Genomic DNA, 18,573 nt, shown 5'->3' on the forward strand with positions numbered 1-18,573 from the left:
AAAGGAGGACACATATGTGTTCTCTTTTTTTAGGAAGTAACCAAATAATATGCGGAGGTACTAAGAATGGAGAAAAGTAAATATAAAAGAGTAATACTAAAAGTTTCAGGTGAAGCTTTAGCTGGAGTAAATGGATTTGGATTTGATTTTGATATAGTAAAGAGAATCACATTAGAAGTTAAAGCATTAGTGGAAATGGGAGTAGAAGTAGGCTTAGTAGTTGGTGGAGGAAACATTTGGAGAGGAAGAAGTGGTGAAGGCATGGATAGATCACAAGCTGATCATATGGGAATGCTTGCAACATGTATAAATGCTTTAGCTCTTCAAGATTCCCTTGAACAAAATGGAGTTATGACTAGAGTACAAACTGCTATTGAAATGAAAGAAATTGCAGAACCTTTTATAAGAAGAAGAGCTGTAAGACACTTAGAAAAAGGAAGAGTAGTAATTTTTGCAGCAGGAACAGGAAATCCATATTTCTCAACTGATACTACAGCAGCGCTAAGAGCAGCTGAAATTGAAGCAGATGTAATACTTTTAGCTAAAAAGGTTGATGGAGTTTACGATAAAGATCCATATAAGTACCCAGATGCTAAAAAATATGATAAACTTACTTATATAGAAGTTTTAGAACAAGGATTACAAGTAATGGATTCTACTGCAACTTCTTTATGTATGGATAATAGTATTCCAATCTTAGTATTTGGATTAGAAGAACCAGGAAATATAAAGAGAGCTATTTCTGGTGAAAAAATAGGAACTTTAGTTTCATCTAAAAAATAGGAGGTTTTTATGATTAAGGACATTATTCAAAAAGCAGAAGAAAAAATGAAAAAAACTATATCTGTGTTAAAATCTGATCTTTCAACTATGAGAGCGGGTAGAGCTAACCCAACAATGCTTGATAGAATACAAGTTGACTACTATGGTAGCCCATGTCCATTAAGTCAAGTAGCTAATATTTCAGCTCCTGAACCAAGAGTACTAGTAATATCTCCATGGGAAAAGAGTTTAATGAAAGAAATAGAGAAGGCTATACTTACTTCAGATTTAGGAATTAACCCATCAAATGACGGTAGTGTAATTAGATTAGTTATTCCTGAATTAACAGAAGAAACAAGAAAAAATCTTGTTAAAAATGTTAAGAAAACAGGGGAAGAAGCAAAAGTTGCTTTAAGATCTATAAGAAGAGAAGCTAATGATAAAATAAAAGCATTAAAGAAAGATGGAGAAATCAGTGAAGATGAACTTAAAAATTCAGAAGAAAAAGTTCAAAAGATAATAGATTCCTTCGTTAAGGAAATAGATGTAATAATTGTGGCAAAAGAAAAAGAGATTATGTCAATTTAAAACCTGCTCTTTAGCAGGTTTTTTTCCTTATTAGAAGTGGTGGAGGGAACATAAAAATATGTTAGATATTTTTAAAACTAGTAAAAACAAGAGAAGTAAAGAAAAGATAGTTTTAGATAATGAAAGTATACCTAAACATATAGCTATAATCATGGATGGAAACGGGAGATGGGCTAAACAAAGAAAACTTCCAAGAACTATGGGGCATAAAGCTGGTGTAGAAACTATAAGAAGAGTTATAAAGGAATCACATGTACTAGGTATAAAATACTTAACTTTATATGCATTTTCAACTGAGAATTGGAAAAGACCTGATGATGAAGTTTCAGCATTGATGAAATTACTAGTTGAATATTTAAGAAGTGAGTTAGAAGAGTTAAATAAAAATGGTGTGGTTATTAGAGTTTTAGGAGATATTACTAAGCTACCTATTGATGCGCAAAAAGAAATTAATGAAGCAATTAGAATCACTAAAGATAATAAGGGAGTAATCTTAAATATAGCTTTTAATTATGGAGGAAGAGATGAAATAATAAGAGCTGTTAAAATGGTATCAGAAGAGGTTAAGAAGGGGAAAATAAATGTAGATGATATAACAGAAGAAGTTTTTGAAGAACATTTATATACCAATGATATACCAGATCCTGACTTGATAATAAGACCTTCAGGAGAACAAAGAATTAGTAATTTTCTATTATGGCAATGTGCTTATTCAGAATTTTGGTATTCTAATGTATGTTGGCCAGACTTTAAAGAAGAGCACTTACATAAAGCCATATATGACTATCAACATAGAGATAGAAGATATGGCGGAGTATAGTAGTTGAGGTGGAGAAATGAAGTTGAATAGTAGATACTTAGGGGCGGCAATGATAGCACCATTTATACTGTTTATTTTACTAGGTGGAATTTGGCTTAAGGCTTTTACAATAGTACTTTCAGTAGGTGGGTTATATGAATTTTATAAGGCTTTAAAGGAAAAGAAATTTAATCCTATTCCTATAATTGGTTATGCACTTTTAGCAGTTTTTTATTTAAGAGAAAATAACTTTGAAGAAATTATGTATATTGTAGTGTTAGCAACAATAATCTTATTAATACTGCCTGTTGTAAATTTAAAATACACATTTATAGATGTTTCAATAACTTTATTAGGATTTTTATATGTAGGGATATTATTTAGTTTTATACCTATGGTTAATAGTAAGGTTGGAGGACAATACTTGGTATGGTTAATTTTCCTAGGATCTGTGCTTGCTGATACTACAGCTTATTATGTGGGAAAATACTTAGGAAAAAGAAAGTTGTGTCCCGAAGTTAGTCCGAAGAAAACAATAGCAGGATCAGTAGGTGGATTTTTAGGAAGTACAATTGGATGTGGAATATTTGGTTTAATAATTGGAGCTAATGTACAGCAAGTTTCAATTATTCATTTCTTTTTAATAGGGGCTTTATGTGGAATAATGGGACAATTCGGAGATTTAGTGGCATCATCAGTAAAAAGATATGTTGGAATTAAAGACTATAGCAATCTAATTCCTGGACATGGCGGAATATTAGATAGATGCGATTCTATATTATTTAATGCGGCAGTAGTTTTTTATTATCTAACTTTTATAGTAGGAATATAATTATAAAGTAATAGATTAAGGTAGAGATGGATTAATTCTCTACCTTTTTTAATTTTTAAGGAAAGTATAAAATTATTTTATATTATACTAAATTAAGGGTGAAAGGGTATGTATTAGTAAAAAGCTTAATATAATCATAGTATGAAATAACAAGGAGTAATGCTATGGAATTATATAAAACTTATAGTAAAATAATAAATTTAGTTAGTGCATTTATTATTGTAGTGTTAATAACTATATTAATAAAAAATTACTTTCAGCCTTTTTGTATAGTAATAATGATGATTTTAATAACACAACCTTTATATAAATTCTTTATAAAAGGAAATATACCTAAAGTAATATCTGCAATATTAAGCTTAATTATAGTAAATATATCCATATTTATAGTGATATTTTATTTTGGAAATGCCATATTAGGATTCTTTCAAAAGCTTTATAGAAATAATATGGTAGAAGTAGATACTTTCATTAATAATATCAAGATACTATTAAATTTTGATTTAAATAAGATGATTCAAACTATAAGTGGAGTCTTTAATGGCAATATGATAATGCAGGGCGCTATAATTACAGGAGATGGGTTAGTATCATATTTCTTAGCAAATATAATAGATTATTTTATACTAGTAGATAAAAATAAAATTTATAATTTATTAAAAAATTTATTTCCTAAAGAAATAATAGCTAGTTTTTCACAAAAAATTAAAAATTTAAAAGAAGTTTTTAAGATAGAAGTTAAATTGATATTATTAAGTGCAGTTATAATAACATTAGGATTTAAGGTGCTTGGAATACATAATAGTATTTTTTTAGGAAGTGTATGTGCAGTTTTAGACATACTTCCTTTTATTGGTACAACAATTGTTTTTATACCAATTATAATATACAATATTATAATGAAGAAGTACTTATTAGTATTTGGATTAATTTCACTATATTTATTAGAAAGATTCACTAGAGAAATTTTAGAAGCAAAGTTTCTAAGTAGTAAATTAGAGATTCATCCATTAATAGTAATAGTATCAATTTATATAGGGGTAAAAATGTTTGGATTTATTGGTATTATTTCAGGTCCAATTTATAGTATAATTGCAAAAGATATGATTTACAGTAGTTAAATACTGAAGCTAGGAGGTAAAAATGAAAAACATTTCAATTTTAGGGGCTACAGGCTCAATAGGTACTCAAACTTTAGAGGTAATAAGAAGTTCAAATAATGAAATAAGGCTTATAGGCGTAACAGCTAATTCATCTGTAGAAAAGATTAAAGAAATAATAAATGAATTTAATCCTAAATACGTAGCTATGATGGATGAAGAAAGCGCTAAGTCAATTAAGAACTATTGTCTAGAAAATAATTTAAACATAGAAGTATTTTCAGGAATAGAAGGTCTTGAAAAAATTGCATCTTTAGAAGAGATAGATATGGTTGTAACTTCAGTTGTAGGAATGATAGGATTAAGACCAACTATAAAGGCGATAGAAGCAAAAAAAGACATAGCTTTAGCCAATAAAGAAACATTAGTTGTTGCTGGTGAGCTAGTTATGAAAAAAGCAAAGGAAATGGGAGTGGAAATTTTACCAGTTGATTCAGAACATAGCGCTATATTCCAATCATTAAATGGGTATAATGAAGAAGATGTAAGTAAAGTTATATTAACAGCATCAGGTGGACCTTTTAGAGGAAAAAATATAGAAGAGCTAAAGAATGTCACTGTCAAAGATGCTCTTAAGCACCCTAAATGGAATATGGGACAAAAAATATCTATAGATTCAGCAACTCTTATGAATAAAGGACTTGAAGTTATAGAAGCTCATTTTTTATTTAACTGTCCGTATGAAAATATAGAAGTAGTTGTTCATCCACAAAGTATAATTCATTCAATGGTTGAATATAATGATGCGAGTGTTATAGCTCAGTTGGGTTCAACAGATATGAAACTTCCAATTCAATATGCTTTAAATAAAAAAGAAAGAAAACATGCTATAGCAAAAAGACTTAATTTTTATGAAATTGGAACACTAACTTTTGAAAAGCCTGACATAGATACATTTAAATGTTTAAAACTTGCTTATAAAGTTGGAAAAGATGGTGGGTTAGCACCTTGTATATTAAATGGAGCTAACGAAGAAGCTGTAGCTTTACTATTAGAAGAAAAAATTAAGTTTTTACAAATAGCAGAAATAATCGAGGAGGTTTTAGAGTACTTCAAGGAAGAAAAATCTAAAGAAGTAACTTTAGAGAATGTAATTGAGTTAGATAATAAAGTTAGAGAATATATAAAGGCTAGGTGGAGTTAGGAGGAAATATATTGTATATAATTTATGCGTTATTAGGGTTTAGTTTACTTATAATAGTCCATGAACTTGGTCATTTCATAATGGCTAAAGTTAATGGTATAAAAGTTGAAGAGTTTGCAATTGGAATGGGTCCTAAAATATTTTCTACTCAAGGAAAAGAAACTAAATATTCAATAGGTTTGTTTCCTATAGGAGGATATGTTAAAATGATGGGGGAAGAAGAAGAGGTTCAAGATGAAAGAAGCTTTTCTTCGAAGTCACCTCTTAGAAGAATAAGCGTAATTATAGCAGGAGCAGTTATGAACTTTTTATTTGCTATAATTATATTTACAATTTTCTTAAATAAATTTGGATACAGATTGCCACAAGTAAAAACAGTAACTGAAAATTCACCTGCCTTAGAAGCAGGGCTTGAAGTGGGAGATAAATTTTTAAAGGTTGATGGAAGTAGGGTTTTTTCTGCTGATGATTTATTTGTAGGAATAAATATGGCTAAAGATAAACCTATAAACTTTTTAATAGAAAGAAATGGGGAAAAGAAAAATATAGTAGTTACTCCTAGACTTATAGAGGAAAATGGAAGGGAAAGATATGCAATAGGATTTGGCTTTGAAACAGTAGAAAACCCAGGTATTATGCAAAGTTTTAAACAAAGTTTTAAGGAGACAGTAGCAGTAGTTAATCAAACCTATAAGGGCCTTAAAATGATGATTACGGGAAAGGTAAATTTTAAAACAGATGTAGGGGGACCTGTATCTATAATTAGAATGTCAAGTCAAGCTGCAAAAAATGGAATATGGAATCTTATGTATTTTGTAGCATTCATAAGCATAAACTTAGCAGTGTTTAATATGTTGCCATTTCCAGCATTAGATGGTGGATGGACAGTAATATTGTTAATTGAGCTAATTACAAGAAGAAAAGTTCCAGATAAATTGGTAGGGGCAGTAAATTATGTTGGATTAATGTTACTTTTTGGACTTATGATACTAGTTACGATAAAAGACATATTATTCCCAATACAATTTTAGGAGAGGAAGAAAAATGAAAAGAAAAGAAACAAGAAAAGTAAAAGTTGGAAGTTGTTATGTAGGAGGAGATGCTCCAGTTTCAATACAATCAATGACAAATACAGATACAAGAGATGTTGAAGCAACATTAAATCAAATAAATGATTTATATAAAGCAGGATGTGACATAATTAGATGTGCAGTTCCTGATATGAAAGCAGCAGAGGCCTTAAAAGGAATATGTGCTGAATCCCCAATACCTGTAGTTGCAGATATACATTTTGATTATAAATTAGCTTTAGCAGCTATTGAAAATGGGGTTTCAGCCTTAAGAATTAATCCAGGTAATATAGGTAGCACTGAGAAAGTAAAAATAGTTGCAGAAGCAGCAAAAAGTAAAAGTATCCCTATTAGAATAGGTGTAAATTCAGGCTCTTTAGAAAAAGATATTTTAGAGAGAGATGGGAAGCCTACTGCTAAGGGATTAGTTGAATCAGCTTTAAGACATGTAAAAATATTAGAAGAATTAGACTTTTATGATATAGTAGTATCAATAAAATCTTCTGATGTAGTTATGATGATAGAAGCTTATAGACTTATGAGTGAATCTTGCAATTATCCTTTACATTTAGGAGTTACAGAATCAGGTACTCCTTTTAGAGGAACTATAAAATCAAGTATAGGACTTGGAACTCTTCTAGCGGAAGGAATAGGGGACACTGTAAGGGTATCATTAACAAGTGATCCAATTGAAGAAATAAAAGTAGCAAAAGAAATATTAAAGGCTTTAAAATTAAAAGAAAGTGGACTACAATTTATTTCTTGTCCAACTTGTGGAAGAACTCAAATAAACCTTATAAAGATAGCACAAGAAGTTGAGAAAAAGCTAGAGAGTATAAATAAGAATATAAAGGTTGCAGTAATGGGATGTGCAGTTAATGGACCAGGAGAAGCAAGAGAAGCTGATATTGGAATTGCGGGTGGAAGAGGCGAAGGCTTAATCTTCAAAAAGGGCATAATTATTAAAAAAGTAAAAGAAGAAAATTTAATAGATGAATTAATGAAAGAAATAGAAAATATGTAATTAAAAATAATTGACAATGAATAATGATTAATTAAGTTTAGAAAATCTAGCCTAAATTGATTATTTGACATTGTCAATTCTTTCGTTAAATTAGGACTATGTAAATAAACTTACATTAAAATATTAGAGGATGCCTTAATAGTCAATTATAAAGGTGGTGTTTATTTGGGCGAAGATGCTTTACAACTTATAAAAAGAGAAATAAATAAAAATGAATCATTAGAAGATAAAGAAATAAATATAGTAAAGTTTCAATTTTTAAGGAAAAGCAATCTTCTTAAAGTGGTCTTACGAGGAAAAGATGGATTAAATAACCAAGAAGAAGAAGATGTGAAAAGAGCTATAAAAAAGACTTTAGGAATTGAAATAGATATAAAAGTGTTATTTTACAGAGATATATCCACCTTAACACTTGAAGAGATATTAGAAAAGCATTGGCTTGAAGTTATAGAAGATATTATGAAAAGAGTTCCTTTATCTAAGGCTGTTTTAATAAAAGGAGTGAAGACAATAAAGGAATATACTATAACTATAAAAAGTGGATATGAGAAAATAAATGAACACTTAAATGTTAAAGATATCCCTAAGCAAATTTCACTTAATATAGAAAATATATTTGGTATAAAAGCTAAGGTAGTTTTAGAATATGATTCTGATTTGGAAATAGAGAGTAATTATAGTCAGAAGCTTGAACAGGAAAAAGAAGTCTTAAAAGAAATTTTTAGTGGAAGAAATATTTCAATTGAAGATTCAAATAAACAGAAAGAGGAAAAGACAGCTAATAAACCTAAGAAAACTTATGAAAAGAGAGAATTTAAAAGAGAGCCTAAAAGTGAAAATAGTATCTTAGGAAGAAGTATAAGCCAAGAAGCTATTCCAATTAAAGATATAGATGAAACCTCAGGAATAGTTGCTGTAATTGGTGAAGTATTTAAAACAGATATAGTAGAAACGAAAACTGGAAAAATTATATTAACATTTTTTATAACAGATTATACAAGCTCTATAACTGTGAAGTGTTTCTTAAAGCCCCAAGAAACAGAAGAAGTTTTAGAGAAGGTAAAAAAAGGTCTTTACTGTAAAGTAAGAGGAGAGGCTATTTATGACACCTATGCAAGAGAAGTAGTAATAATGGGTAGAGATATCTTAAAGATGAGTAAAATAGAAAGAATGGATGGAGCTGAAGAAAAAAGAGTTGAGCTTCATTGCCATACGACTATGAGTGCTATGGATGGAGTTGCATCAGCAAGTAAAATAATAGAGAGAGCAGCAAAATGGGGCCATAAAGCAATTGCAATTACAGACCATGGAGTAGTGCAAGCTTTTCCAGATGCACAAATGGCAGCAAAGAAAAATAAAATCAAGGTTTTATATGGAGTAGAAGGATACTTAGTAAATGATGGAATACCTATAGCTTTAAATGAAAAGGGCCAAGATTTTAATGATACTTATGTAGTATTTGATATAGAAACTACAGGTTTTTCAGCTAAAAATGATAAGATTATAGAAATAGGTGCTGTAAAAATAAAGGGAAGAGAAGTAATAGATACTTTTAGTGAGTTTATATACCCAAAATGCAGAATTCCATATAAGATAACAGAACTTACAGGAATAACGGATGAAATGGTTAAGGATGCAGATTCTATAGAAGTAGTTCTTCCAAAGTTTATGGAATTTATAAAGGGTTCAGTAGTAGTTGCTCATAATTCTGCTTTTGATACAGGATTTATAAAGAAAAATTGTACTGACTTAGGTTTAGAATTTAATTCTACTATAGTAGATACAGTACCCCTTGCAAGGTTTTTATATCCGGAATTAAAAAGAGTTAAATTAAATTTAGTAGCTAAACATCTAGGCGTGTCTCTTGAAAACCATCATAGAGCAGTAGATGATGCAAAAGCTACTGCAGAAATCTTCTTAATATCTATTAAAAAAATGATAGAAGAATTAAATATGAATAGTTTGCATGATTTAAATAAAGAATTCCTTGAAAAGATGGATATTAAAAAAGAAAAAGCTCATCATGTAATAATATTTGCTAAAACTCAAGTTGGAATGAAAAACTTATATAAGCTTGTATCAGAAGCTCATATAGATAATTTCCAAAAGCATCCTAGAACAAGAAAAAGTAAACTTATGGAGATGAGAGATGGACTTCTTATAGGGTCAGCTTGTGAAGCTGGTGAAGTGTATAGAGCCGTCTTAGATGGTAAGAGTGATGAAGAATTAAAAGATATTATGAATTTTTATGATTATTTAGAAATTCAGCCTATAACAAATAATGAATTCCTTATAAATAAAGGGAATGTAAAAGATGAAGATGAACTTAGAGCTTTAAATATGAAAATATATAATTTAGGTAGAGAACTAAACAAACCTGTTGTAGCAACAGGAGATGTCCATTTTTTAGACCCTCAAGATGAAGTTTTTAGAAGAATAATAATGGCAGGTCAAGGATTTTCTGATTCTAGTAATCAGCCTCCGCTATATTTAAAAACCACAGAAGAAATGTTAAAGGAATTTTCATATTTAGGAGGAGAAGCTTCAAGGGAAGTAGTAATAACCAATCCTGGAGAAATTGCAGATTCTATAGAAGTATTAAAACCTATACCTGATGAAACATATCCACCGAAAATAGAAGGTGCAGATGAAGAAATAAGAGAAATGACTATGAAGAAGGTTCATTCTATCTATGGGAATCCTCTTCCAGAAGTAGTTCAAAAAAGGTTAGATAAGGAGCTAAACTCTATAATAAATAATGGATATGCTGTACTTTATTTAATTGCACAAAAACTAGTTGCTAAATCTCTAGAAGATGGATACTTGGTTGGATCAAGAGGATCTGTTGGATCATCATTTGTTGCAACAATGTCAAACATTACAGAAGTTAATGGGTTACCTCCTCACTATGTTTGTCCAAATTGCAAAAAATCGGAATTCTTCTTAGATGGATCAGTAAGCTCAGGAGCAGATTTAGAAGATAAGGATTGCCCAAATTGTGGAACTACATATATAAAAGAGGGGCATGATATACCATTTGAAACCTTCCTAGGTTTTGAAGGTGATAAAGAACCTGATATAGATCTTAATTTTTCAGGGGATAACCAAGGAGAAATTCATAAGTACACCGAAGTTCTTTTTGGTAAAGGGTATGTATTTAAAGCAGGAACAATAGGCACTGTTGCTGAAAAAACGGCTTATGGATATGTTAGAAAGTATTTAGATGAAATAGGATTAAGAGCTTCCATGGCTGAAATAGAAAGATTGACTATTGGATGTACAGGAATAAAAAGAACTACAGGGCAGCATCCAGGTGGTATTATGGTTGTTCCGAGTGATAATGAAATTTACAATTTCACGCCAATACAAAGACCAGCAGACGATCCAACTTCAGATGTAACAACTACACATTTTGATTATCACTCTATTTCAGGTAGATTGCTTAAGCTTGATATACTTGGGCACGACGATCCTACTATGATTAGAATGCTTCAAGATTTAACAGGAGTAGATCCTAAAACTATACCATTAAATGATAAAAAGGTTATATCCTTATTTACATCTCCGGAAGCTCTTGGTGTAACAAAGGAGGAACTTGAATGTGAAGTTGGAAGTTATGGTTTACCTGAGTTTGGTACAAAATTCGTTAGAGGAATGCTTGTAGACACTCAGCCAAAAAGTTTTGCAGATTTAGTTAGAATATCTGGACTTTCACATGGTACAGATGTTTGGCTTAATAATGCACAGTATTTTATAAAAGAAGGATACACTACATTAAAAGATTGTATTTCTACAAGAGATGATATAATGGTTTATTTAATGTATGCTGGGGTACCACCTAAAATGGCTTTTACAATAATGGAAAGTGTAAGAAAAGGTAAGGGACTAACAGAGGATTTTGAAAAGACAATGAGGGAAAATAATGTGCCTGATTGGTATATAGAATCATGTAAAAGAATAAAATACATGTTTCCTAAAGGTCATGCAGTTGCTTACGTTATGATGGCTGTAAGAATTGCCTATTTTAAAGTTTATTATCCAGAAGCTTACTACGCAACATATTTTACTGTAAGAGCAGATGACTTTGATGCTGATCTTATTTGTAAGGGACCTGGAGCAATAAAAGCTAAGTTAGATGAGCTTTATGAATTAGGAAATAAAATAACAGCAAAAGATAAAGGTTTAATTACAGTTTTAGAACTATCTTATGAGCTTTATGCAAGAAAACTTAATTTCTTAAAAGTAGATATATATATATCAGAAGCAACTAAATTCACAATAGAAAAAGAGGGAATAAGGCCTCCAATTAGAGCTCTTGAAGGGGTTGGAGAAAATGCTGCAAAAAGTATAGTAGAAGCTAGGAAGCAAGGGGAATTTATATCAAAGGAAGACTTAAGAATAAGAGCTAAAGTTTCAAAGACTGTTATAGAGACTTTAAGTAATCATGGATGTCTTGAAGGAATGTCAGAAACAAATCAGTTATCATTATTCTAATTTTTAGTATAAAAGTCTTATAAATAGGGCAACTAATAAATACATGGTGCTGAATAATTTATCCAACTACCCCTTGTATTAATTAGGAAATTATGATAGGATAATAAAAGAAGTAATTTACTAATAGCTAGAAGTTAGGAGTGGGAATGATAAATGCCCGCTCTTTCTATTTAATTGCAACTACAAATAGTTGCTTTTTTTATAGATTAGCTAGTAAATATTTAAAGTCTTAAAACTGAATATAGAAAAGGAGGGTTAATATGAAGGTTGATGCATTATTAGAAACAATTAATCAATTAGTAAAACCTGTAGCAGAAGAATTAGATTATGAGATTTATCACATTGAATATGTAAAAGAAAATGGAGAATATTATTTAAGAATATATATTGATAAAGACGGTGGTGGAATTACTTTATCAGATTGTGAAGCTCTATCAAGAAGAGTCAGTGATATTATGGATGAAAAGGATCCAATCCCTGTAGCTTATTTCTTGGAAGTATCATCACCAGGTTTAAATAGAGGATTATTTACAGATGATCATTTTAAGAGACAAATAGGAAAAGAAGTAATGCTAAGATTCACGAAATCATTAAATGGAATAAAAAATATAAAAGGTATATTAAAGGAAGTAAATGATGAATCAGTAACAGTTGAATCTGATGAATTAGTTACAATTCCAAAAGATAAAATAAAATCAGCCAATTTAGAAGGGGAAATATAACAAGGAGGATATTAAAATGAACCAAGAGTTTATAGGTGCTCTTAAAGAAATTGTTAAAGATAAGGGGATTAGCGAAGATTTAATTTTTACTACGATAGAGGATGCTTTAGTTGCAGCTTATAAAAAGAACTATGCTAGTCCAACTACTTCAGCACAAAATGTAAAAGTAAGCATAAATAGAGAAACAGGGGAAATTCATGTGTACGCTCAAAAAGTAGTAGTTGAAGACGTATATGATGATGTAACTGAAATAAGTTTAGAAGAAGCTAAGGAAGTTAGCCCAAGATATGATCTTGATGATATAGTTGATTTAGAAGTTACACCAAAGAATTTTGGAAGAGTCGCAGCACAACTTGCTAAGGGTGTGGTAACTCAAAGAATAAGAGAAGCTGAAAGAAACATAGTATATTCTGAATATAAAGAACTAGAATACGATATAATTACTGGAACTGTTTTAAGAAAAGACAAAGGTAATACTTTTGTAAACCTTGGAAGAATAGAAGGTTCTATTGGACCAAACGAACAAATTCCAGGAGAAGAATATAAATTCAACGAAAGAATAAAACTATATGTAGTAGAAGTAAAAAATGGATCAAAAGGAGCACAAATCTTAGTTTCAAGAACTCATCCAGGATTAGTAAAGAGACTTTTTGAGTTAGAAGTACCTGAAATATATGAAGGTGTTGTTGAAATAAAGAGCATATCAAGAGAGGCTGGTTCAAGAAGCAAAATTGCAGTTTACTCAAATGATGAAAATGTAGATCCAATGGGTGCTTGTGTTGGACCAAAAGGAACTAGAGTTCAAAATATAGTAAATGAACTTAAAGGTGAAAAAATAGATATAATTAAGTGGAGTAAAAATCCAGAAGAGTTTATAGCAGCTTCATTAAGCCCTGCAAAAGTTTTAGAAGTTGTGGCTGATGAAGAATCAAAGTCAGCAAAAGTAGTTGTAGATGATAATCAATTATCACTTGCTATAGGAAAAGAAGGTCAAAATGTTAGACTTGCAGCAAAATTAACTAACTGGAAGATAGATATAAAGAGTAAATCTCAAGCAGAAGCGTTAAAAGCAGAAAAATCAGAAGTATTAGAATAAGGGAGGATTTTTATGAAAGTAAAGAAAGTTCCTTTAAGAATGTGTACTGGATGTATGGAGATGAAAACTAAAAAAGAGCTTATAAGAGTTGTGAAAAGTCCAGAAGGTGAAGTTTCAGTTGATTTGACTGGAAAAAAATCAGGTAGAGGTGCATATATTTGTAAAGATATAGAATGCTTAGAGAAAGCTTTTAAAGCAAAGAGGCTTTCAAGAAACTTGGATATAGCAATAGATGAAGTTATATATAATAGATTAAGGGAAGAAATTAAGCATGAATAAATTTTTTAATTTTCTAGGTTTAGCTAAAAGATCAGGAAATTTAGTTGAAGGGTATAGTAAGTGCGATGAACAACGAAATAGAAAAGCTATTTTTTTATTCATAATCTCCAATGATGCTTCAATTAGTACAAAAAAGAAATTTAAAAATCATTGTGTATTGAAGAATATACAATTTATAGAAGACTTTTCTAAGGAAGAATTAGGTGCTTCTATTGGAAGAGAAGAAGTGAAAATATTAGCTGTAACAGATGAAAATATGGCTAAAAAACTTTATACCCTTTACGAAGGGGAAAAAGTTAAAATTTAACCGGGGGTGATTTTATTGTCAAAAATCAGAGTATATGAATTGGCAAAAGAACTGCAAATAAGCTCAAAGGAGCTTATAGAATTATTAATGAATGAATTTAGCGTAGATGTTAAAAATCATATGAGTGTTATAGAGGATGAAGATGCAGAATTAATTAAAGAATTAATCGGAGAAAATGGATCTTCAGAAGATAAGACTATAGTTGATGAATACGAAGAAATATTGGCTGAAGAAGTTAATAATCAAGCTAAAAAGAGAAAGAAAAAGAAAGTAGAAGAAGTTGATTCAATTGGAGAAGGCGGATCAGGAGTTGTTGAAATCGGAGAAACAATAACTGTAAAGGAACTTTCAGAAAAACTTGGTAAACCAACTACTGATGTTATAAGAACACTTATTTTTACAGGTGTTATGGCTGCAATAAACCAAGAGATAGATTTTGAAACTGCTGAAAAAGTATGTGAAAAATACGAATGTTTAGTTGTTAAAAAAGAAGAAAAAGAAGAGTTAGAAATAGTTGAAGAAGAAGAAGATGTGGTTGAAGAAAATTTAGTGAAGAGACCACCGATAGTTACAGTTATGGGACACGTTGACCATGGTAAGACTTCATTATTAGATGCTATTAGAAAAGCAAATGTTACATCTAATGAAGCAGGTGGTATAACTCAACATATAGGAGCTTATACTGTTAACTTAAATGGAGAAAGGCTAACATTCTTGGATACTCCAGGACATGAAGCTTTTACAGCAATGAGAGCTAGAGGAGCTCAAATTACAGATGTAGTTATATTAGTTGTTGCAGCTGATGATGGAATAATGCCTCAAACAAAAGAAGCTATAAATCACTGTAAAGCAGCTGGAGTTCCTATGATAGTTGCTATAAACAAGATAGATAGACCAGGAGCTAATATAGATAGAGTTAAACAAGAATTAACAGAATATGAATTAGTAGCTGAGGACTGGGGTGGAGACACTATTTGTGTTCCTGTATCAGCAAAAACAGGTGATAACTTAGAACAGTTATTAGAAATGGTTCTATTAACTGCTGAAATGGCAGAATTTAAAGCTGATCCAAAGAGAAAGGCTAAGGGAACTGTTATAGAAGCTCAGCTTGATAAGGGTAGAGGACCAGTTGCAACACTTCTTGTTCAAAATGGTACATTACATGTAGGAGACTCAATATTAGTTGGTTCTACATATGGTAGAATTAGAGCTATGTTTGATGATAAAGGAAAGAGTATTAAATCAGCTGGACCTTCTATACCAGTAGAAATACTAGGACTTTCAGAAGTACCAGCAGCAGGAGATAGATTTACTGTTGTTAAAGATGAAAAGACAGCTAGAAATATGGCTGAAATTAGAAAACAAAAAATTAAGGATGAAAGCTTCCATTCAGCTAATAGAGTTTCTCTTGAAGATTTATATAATCAAATTCAAGAAGGAACTGTTAAAGAGCTTGGAATAATAGTTAAGGCTGACGTACAAGGTTCAGTTCAAGCTATAAAACAATCTTTAGAAAAGCTTTCAACAGAAGATGTAAAGGTAAGAGTAATTCACGGTGGTGTTGGAGCTATAACAGAAACAGATGTTACACTAGCAACAGCATCAAATGCATTACTTATAGGATTTAACGTAAGACCAGATTCAAATGCAACAGTGATAGCTGATAGAGATGGTGTTGAAATTAAAACATATAGAATAATATATGATGCAATAGAAGATGTTAAATCAGCAATGATAGGAATGCTTGATCCAGAATACAAAGAAGTTGTAAATGGTAAATCAGAAGTAAGAGTAGTTTATAAAATTTCTAATGTAGGAACAATTGCAGGATGTTACGTTACAGATGGTAAAATGTTAAGAAACTCAGAAGTAAGAGTAATAAGGGATGGAATAGTAATATTTGAATCTACTTTAGCTTCACTTAAGAGATTCAAAGACGATGCTAAGGAAGTAAACACAGGATATGAATGTGGTTTAAGCGTAGAAAAATTCAATGATCTTAAAGAAGGTGACGTAATAGAGTCATTTAGTATGCAAGCAATTGAAAGAAAACAGCTTTAAATAAAGAGGTGATTTTAAATGGCTAATTACAGAGGCGGAAGAATAAACGAAGAAGTTAAAAGAGAAATAAGCGTTATAATAAGAGATGAAATCAAGGATCCTAGAATGACGGCTATGGTTTCAATTACAGCAGTTAAAGTAACAAAGGATTTAAGATATGCAAAGGTATTTGTAAGTATATTTGGAAATAATGAAGAAGAAAAGAATGAAACCTTTGCAGCATTAAAAAGTGCAAGCGGATATATAAGAAAAGAAATAGGTCAAAGAATAAATTTGAGAAATACTCCTCAAATTCTATTTGAACTTGATGACTCTATAAGCTATAGTATGAAGATAGAAGAGCTTATAGAAAAGGCTAGAGAAAAATAGATGGCTACTTTACAAGAAGTAAGTAAAGCAATTTTAAATAGTAAAAAAATAGGCATTACCTACCATGTATCACCAGATGGTGATGCGGTAGGTAGTGCACTTGCACTATTAAATGGACTTAGAAGTATAAAAAAGGACGCTTATTTAATTTCAAAGGATATAATATCAGAAAATCTTCAATTTCTTTCTGCTGCAAATGAAGCTACAGGAAATTTAACATCTCCAACTGAAGACACTCCTATAGTTATAGTTCTAGATTGTGGAAATTACGAAAGAATATCTGCAAACTTAGATAATTTTAAAGGAAGTATATTAAATGTGGATCACCATATTTCAAATGATAAGTATGGAGATTTAAATTATGTAGATACAGAGGCAGCAGCAACAGCAGAAATAGTATTTGAATTATTAGAAATATTAGGCTTAAATTTTAATGAGGAAAAGGATGACATAAGGGAAATAGGAACATGCCTTTACACATCATTAGTTACGGATACAGGTGCTTTTAGACATTCAAATGTAACCTTTAGAACTCATACTATTGCAGCAAGATTAAAAAACATAGGTGTAAATAATACAAACATACATCAAAATCTTTTTGATAATAAAAGTTTTGAGAAGATTAGATTAATAGGTAAAGCTCTAAATAATATGGAATTATTGTTTGAAAGAAGAGTGGCTCTTATTAAAATTCCTATTTCTTATGGGGAAGAGTTAGGAGTAGAAATAGGAGATACATCAGATATAATTTCTTTTGGATTACAAATAAAAGGTGTTGAAGTTGCCGTATTAATTAAAGAAATAGAAAATGGTTCTAAAGCAAGTTTAAGATCAAAGAATAATTTTGATGTTAGAAATATTGCAGAAAAATTAGGTGGCGGAGGCCATGTAAAAGCAGCAGGGATAACTCTAAAGGGGATAAAATTAGAAGAGGCTAAGGATAAAATTCTAGAAGAAATAGAGAAAGAGTTGTTGTAATGGACGGTGTAATTAATATTTTTAAGAATACTGGTATGACTTCTTTTGATGTAGTTAGAATTGTAAAAAAAGCTGCATCTACTGGTAAAGTAGGACATACTGGAACATTAGATCCAGAAGCATGTGGAGTTTTACCGGTATGTATAGGAAAAGGAACTAAAATTATAGATTATATAATGAATTCAGATAAAGTATATGAAGTAGAATTTAAGCTTGGTATAAAAACTACTACATATGATTTAGAGGGAGATATAATAGATGAAAAAGATCCTTCTAATATAGAAGAGGAAGAAATATTAAAGTCTATTTATTTATTTAAAGGTGAATATTCTCAAATACCGCCTATGTATTCTGCTATAAAGCAAAATGGGGTAAGACTTTATGAACTAGCAAGAAAAGGCATAGAAGTAGAAAGAGAAGGTAGACTTGTTAAAATATATGAAATAGAAGATATTAAAATAAATAATCCCTATATTAAAATGAAGGTAACATGTTCTAAAGGGACCTACATAAGGAGTCTTTGTTATGATATAGGTGAGGCTTTGGGAGTTGGAGCTACAATGACAAAGCTAAAAAGAAGCAAGACATCCAAATTTACTGAAGAAGAATCCATTAATATAGATAATATAAATTCAGAGAATATAGAGAATTATATTATAAGTATAGAAGATGCATTAGATACCTATAAGAAATTAATAGTTTTAAATAGATTTTCAAAGCTTTTAATTAATGGCGTTAAAGTTTTTGATAAGAGATTTACTAAAGATAATGTTCAATTAGGAAAACTATATAGAGTTTATGATGAAAGTGGAAATTTTATTGGACTTGGAAAAAGCGATCATCAGGGCTTTAAAATAGAAAAATTATTAATTAATTAGGGGAGCAGGA

The 18,573-nt window shown here is 30.4% G+C and carries 17 protein-coding genes; all 17 read left to right on the top strand.

Translation table 11 applies throughout. The annotated features are described in order from the left end of the window. The first annotated feature begins 66 nt into the window (after positions 1 to 66). The 17 genes from pyrH (at position 67) to truB (ending at position 18,563) form a co-directional block, all read left to right on the top strand. Complete coding sequence (gene pyrH, locus ACZJV1_RS07120; RefSeq protein WP_411170529.1) at positions 67 to 783, top strand: UMP kinase; 717 nt, start codon at positions 67 to 69, stop codon at positions 781 to 783. A 9-nt stretch (positions 784 to 792) separates the two neighbouring features. Then, positions 793 to 1,350 carry a ribosome recycling factor gene (gene frr, locus ACZJV1_RS07125; protein WP_411170530.1) on the top strand — a complete coding sequence of 186 codons (558 nt, stop codon included), beginning with the start codon at positions 793 to 795 and terminating at the stop codon, positions 1,348 to 1,350. 58 nt (positions 1,351 to 1,408) lie between these two features. Further along, positions 1,409 to 2,170 carry an isoprenyl transferase gene (locus ACZJV1_RS07130; protein ID WP_460287790.1) on the top strand — a complete coding sequence of 254 codons (762 nt, stop codon included), beginning with the start codon at positions 1,409 to 1,411 and terminating at the stop codon, positions 2,168 to 2,170. Positions 2,171 to 2,186: 16 nt separating this feature from the next. Continuing rightward, a complete protein-coding gene (locus ACZJV1_RS07135; protein ID WP_463651847.1) occupies positions 2,187 to 2,981 on the top strand; it encodes a phosphatidate cytidylyltransferase in 795 nt (264 codons plus the stop codon). A gap of 164 nt (positions 2,982 to 3,145) precedes the next feature. After that, complete coding sequence (locus ACZJV1_RS07140; protein WP_463651848.1) at positions 3,146 to 4,102, top strand: AI-2E family transporter; 957 nt, start codon at positions 3,146 to 3,148, stop codon at positions 4,100 to 4,102. A 22-nt stretch (positions 4,103 to 4,124) separates the two neighbouring features. Next, a complete protein-coding gene (gene dxr, locus ACZJV1_RS07145; protein ID WP_463651849.1) occupies positions 4,125 to 5,285 on the top strand; it encodes a 1-deoxy-D-xylulose-5-phosphate reductoisomerase in 1,161 nt (386 codons plus the stop codon). 11 nt (positions 5,286 to 5,296) lie between these two features. Next, positions 5,297 to 6,316 (top strand): RIP metalloprotease RseP, encoded by a 1,020-nt coding sequence (rseP, locus tag ACZJV1_RS07150; RefSeq protein WP_463651850.1) that lies wholly within the window; start codon positions 5,297 to 5,299, stop codon positions 6,314 to 6,316. Between the two features lie 13 nt (positions 6,317 to 6,329). Further along, on the top strand, positions 6,330 to 7,379 hold the full coding sequence (gene ispG / locus ACZJV1_RS07155; protein WP_463651851.1) for a flavodoxin-dependent (E)-4-hydroxy-3-methylbut-2-enyl-diphosphate synthase: 1,050 nt from the start codon (positions 6,330 to 6,332) through the stop codon (positions 7,377 to 7,379). 165 nt (positions 7,380 to 7,544) lie between these two features. Beyond that, positions 7,545 to 11,873 (top strand): PolC-type DNA polymerase III, encoded by a 4,329-nt coding sequence (locus ACZJV1_RS07160; protein WP_463651852.1) that lies wholly within the window; start codon positions 7,545 to 7,547, stop codon positions 11,871 to 11,873. 260 nt (positions 11,874 to 12,133) lie between these two features. Then, the gene (gene rimP / locus ACZJV1_RS07165; protein WP_460287779.1) at positions 12,134 to 12,595 is read left to right on the top strand and encodes a ribosome maturation factor RimP; all 462 of its coding nucleotides are present in this window, start codon (positions 12,134 to 12,136) and stop codon (positions 12,593 to 12,595) included. A 16-nt stretch (positions 12,596 to 12,611) separates the two neighbouring features. Then, positions 12,612 to 13,691: a transcription termination factor NusA gene (nusA, locus tag ACZJV1_RS07170; RefSeq protein ID WP_411170539.1), complete on the top strand. Its 1,080-nt coding sequence runs from the start codon at positions 12,612 to 12,614 to the stop codon at positions 13,689 to 13,691. Positions 13,692 to 13,703: 12 nt separating this feature from the next. Then, the gene (gene rnpM / locus ACZJV1_RS07175) at positions 13,704 to 13,970 is read left to right on the top strand and encodes an RNase P modulator RnpM (protein ID WP_463651853.1); all 267 of its coding nucleotides are present in this window, start codon (positions 13,704 to 13,706) and stop codon (positions 13,968 to 13,970) included. Then, the gene (locus ACZJV1_RS07180; protein ID WP_411170541.1) at positions 13,963 to 14,277 is read left to right on the top strand and encodes a ribosomal L7Ae/L30e/S12e/Gadd45 family protein; all 315 of its coding nucleotides are present in this window, start codon (positions 13,963 to 13,965) and stop codon (positions 14,275 to 14,277) included. The genes rnpM and ACZJV1_RS07180 overlap by 8 nt, the downstream gene beginning before the upstream one ends. Positions 14,278 to 14,292: 15 nt before the next feature. Further along, entirely contained in the window at positions 14,293 to 16,338 is a 2,046-nt protein-coding gene (gene infB / locus ACZJV1_RS07185) for a translation initiation factor IF-2 (protein ID WP_463651854.1), read from the top strand. Positions 16,339 to 16,356: 18 nt separating this feature from the next. Continuing rightward, the gene (rbfA, locus tag ACZJV1_RS07190; RefSeq protein WP_411170543.1) at positions 16,357 to 16,707 is read left to right on the top strand and encodes a 30S ribosome-binding factor RbfA; all 351 of its coding nucleotides are present in this window, start codon (positions 16,357 to 16,359) and stop codon (positions 16,705 to 16,707) included. Then, a complete protein-coding gene (locus ACZJV1_RS07195; protein WP_463651855.1) occupies positions 16,708 to 17,685 on the top strand; it encodes a DHH family phosphoesterase in 978 nt (325 codons plus the stop codon). Further along, a complete protein-coding gene (truB, locus tag ACZJV1_RS07200; RefSeq protein ID WP_463651856.1) occupies positions 17,685 to 18,563 on the top strand; it encodes a tRNA pseudouridine(55) synthase TruB in 879 nt (292 codons plus the stop codon). The genes ACZJV1_RS07195 and truB overlap by 1 nt, the downstream gene beginning before the upstream one ends. Positions 18,564 to 18,573 lie beyond the last annotated feature (10 nt).

The organism is Clostridium sp. LS3, assembly GCF_055330225.1.